This window comes from Deltaproteobacteria bacterium, assembly GCA_005879795.1.
Lineage (GTDB): Bacteria > Desulfobacterota > Binatia > DP-6 > DP-6 > DP-6.
The window spans coordinates 1-3,377 of sequence record VBKJ01000279.1; the positions used below are offsets into that span (position 1 = coordinate 1).

A 3,377-nucleotide genomic window follows, 5' to 3' on the forward strand; every position below is an offset into this window, starting at 1 on the left:
GAGGCGCCTCCTCTCGGGCAAGCCCGTCAGCGCCGCGGCCGGAGCAGGCGACGGCAGCTCACCGGCCGATTTCCCGCGCGACCTCCTCCGCGCGCGCCGTCGCGCCCATCTCGGTGAAGAGGTGGTGGGCGAGGCCCATCTCCTGCGCGTATCCCGCCTCGTCGCCCGAGAGCCGCGCGAGCCGCGCGCGCTCGACCCGAACGAAGGCGGCCCAGCACCGGGCGCCCGTCTCCTCGACGAGGGCGAGCGCGCGCTCGAGGGCGCGCGCCGCGCCCGCTCCCCCCGCGAGCCCTTCCGTGGAGAGGAGGACTCGGGCATGGACGAGCCTCGCGAAGCATTCCGATGCGAGCACACGATGCCGGCAGGCCTCGCTCACGGCGTTCTCCGCGAGCTCCCGCGCACGAGCAGCATCTCCCTCGGCGAGATGCGCTTCCGCCAGGTGCGCAAGCGTCAGCAACGCTGCTTCCTCACCGGTTCGCATCTCGCGTGCGATCCGCAGCGCTTGCTCGAGTGCCGCCACTGCCTCGCTCGTTCGTCCCGCGGAGAGCTCGGCGACCCCGAGCGCGTTGTGCGCGTACACACGCGTCATCTGGTTGCCGAGCTTTTCCGCGATCTCGAGACCGCGACGGCCTTGAGCGAGCGCGGTCGGCGGATCGCCGAAGAGCCCCGCCCACCAGCCGTAGTCGCTGGAGGCGGACGCCACCAGTCCCTGACTTCCGTGCTCGCGGGCGACCACGATCATCCGCTCGAACCCGCTCGCGGCCTCGGGCCAGCGTCCCGCGTACGCCAGGAGGTTGGCGCGGAGTTGCAGGAGGTTGAGGTACGGGCTGTAGCCGAGAAGCGTCCCGAACGCGGCATCCCCGGGCATTGTGGAGAGCGCCTGCTCGGACAGCGTCAGCGCCTCGCGCAGCCGTCCCGAGAGGAGATGAGAGCGCACGAGGGGCGGCCAGACCGCCGCGCGCAGCGCCGCGTCGCCCGTCCGCTCCGCGATGCGCGCGGCTTCCCAGCTCAGGCGGACGTATTCGTCGATCTCCCCGTGCGCGGCCTTGATTCCCGCGTAGTGGGCCGTGAGGATCGCGAGGGCGCTCGGTTCCCCCGCGCGCGTGGCGAGTGCTCGGCTTTCGGTGAAGAGCTTCCCAGCCTCGTCGGCAGAGATGCCGACGACCCAGCCGAAGGAGAGAACGGCGGCCCGCGCCTCGAGAGCGAGCGGTACCGTGTCGGCCGACTCGGGGAGCCCGTCGAGGAGCCTCACCACTCTCCGCCAGTGGGCGAAGGCCTCGGCGAGGTGGGTGGATCCCACCCAGCGGGCGGCGCGCCGGTTCCACCTCGCGGCTTCCAGGCTCTCGCCGGCCGCCTCGAAGTGATGCGCCAGGAGCGCTGCTCGCTCGTCGAGCTTGCCGGTGTAGGTCTCTGCGATCGCGCGGGCGACCCGGTCGTGGGTTCGCGCACGCCGCTCGGCGAGCTGGGAGCGGTACGCAACCTCCTGCGTCAGCGGATGCTTGAACGCGTACTCGGCGACCGGATACAGGCTCTGCGGGTAGACGAGCTCGGCCGCGACAAGCTCCCGGAGCGCGGCTCGGAGCTCCTCCTCCGGCAATTCCGCGACCCGCGCGAGGACGGGTTCGGAGAAGTCCTTGCCGATCACGGCGGCGATCTGGAGCGCGGTCTTTTCCCGCTCACCGAGCCGGTCGATGCGTGCCGCGAGGATCGACTGCACGCTCGCCGGGATATCGAGCCGCTCGACGGGCCTCACGAGCCGATGGGCTCCCCGGGCGCCGCCGAGAACGCCGGCCTCGAACAGTGACTGGACGACCTCCTCGGTGAAGAAGGGGTTCCCGCCCGCCCGCTCACGGATCCGTTCGGCAAGGCCGGCAAGCGAGGGGTCGCGGCCGAGAAGGCTGTCGAGCAATTCCGCGATCGCCGCAGGACCGAGCGGAAGGAGCGAGAGCTGCTGGTAGCAGGAGCTCTGCATCCACGGCGCGCGGTATTCCGGCCGGAAGGTGACGACGAGGAGCGTGCGTGTCTCGGGAAGGACATCGACCATCGCGGCGAGGAACGCTTCGCTCGCCCCATCCATCCAGTGGAGGTCCTCGAAGAGCTGGACCGCCGGCTCGCGCCGGCTTTGCGCGCGAGCGAGGCGCTGCGCGAGCTCCACGAGCTGATGCTGCCGTGCCTCGGGGTCCATGGGCGGCGAAGCCCGGGCCGGGTCGGGAACGCCGAGGAAGTCGAAGAGGATCGGCAGCGATTCGGCGAGGCTCTCGTCGAGGCGCAGTGTCCGGCCCGCGATCTTGTCGCGTGCCGTCTCGTCGTCGTCCTGTTCGGTGATCCCGAAGTAGTTCCGGTAGAGATCGATCCAGGGGAGGAGGGGGATCATCTTCCCGTGCGGCGGCGCGTGCCCTTCCGCGAAGCGGATGCCGCGCGCGCGGCAGCGCTCGGCGAGCTCCCAGCAGAGCCGGCTCTTCCCGACGCCGGCATCTCCCGCGAGCCCGACGACCCGGCCCTCGCCTTCGAGGGCGTGGGTGAGCGCCGCTTCGAGCGCCTTCATCTCCTCGTCGCGGCCGACGAAACGCGAGAAGCCACGCGCCCGGGAGGCTTCGAGACGGGTGCGGATCGGTCCGAGCCCCTCGAGCTCGTAGACGCGCACCGGCTCACGGACGCCTTTCAGCTCGAACCGCCCGAGGTCGCGGAGCCGGAAGAACCCCGAGACCAGGGCCACCGTGTGCTCCGTCAGGTAGACCCGCTCGGGCCCGGCGACCTGCTCCATGCGCGCGGCGAGGCCGACCGTGTGGCCGTGCGCGGTGTAATCCATGCGGAGGTCGTCGCCGATCCTGCCGACCACGACCTCGCCGGAATTCAGCCCCATGCGCACCGAAAAGCCGAGGCCGAGTGTGCGCTTCAGCTCCTCGCCGTAGCGGCGGAGGGATTCCGCGAGGTGAAGCGCTGCGTAGCACGCCCGCCGGGCGTGATCCTCGTGGGCGATGGGCGCGCCGAACAGGGCCATGATGCCGTCGCCGGTGTACTGGTTCACGGTCCCCTCGAAGCGGTGCACGCCCTCGGCGAGGAGTTGGAAGAAGCGGTCGAGGATGCGGTGCCACTCCTCGGGGTCGAGCTGCTCGGCGAGGTCCATCGAGCCCTTCACATCGGCGAAGAGGACCGTCACCTGCTTGCGCTCGCCTTCGAGAGCGGCGCGGGAGCCCAAGATCTTCTCGGCGAGGTGCCTGGGGGTGTAGTCGCGCGGGGCCCGAGGCGGCTCTGCGGCCGCCGCCGCCGAGGCCAGGCGCGTTCCGCACTCCTCGCAGAACTTGGCGGCGGCGCGGTTCGCGTGGCCGCAGGACGGGCAGCGCATCGTGCTCAAGGACTCCTCGAGGGCCGGATGG

At 71.3% G+C, this 3,377-nt stretch carries 1 protein-coding gene; it reads right to left on the reverse strand.

Annotated features, from left to right (window positions below; all coding sequences use genetic code 11):
- Nucleotides 1-58: 58 nt before the first annotated feature.
- Complete coding sequence (locus tag E6J59_20060) at nucleotides 59-3,346, reverse strand: zinc-ribbon domain-containing protein (GenBank protein ID TMB15288.1); 3,288 nt, start codon at nucleotides 3,344-3,346, stop codon at nucleotides 59-61.
- Nucleotides 3,347-3,377: the final 31 nt, after the last annotated feature.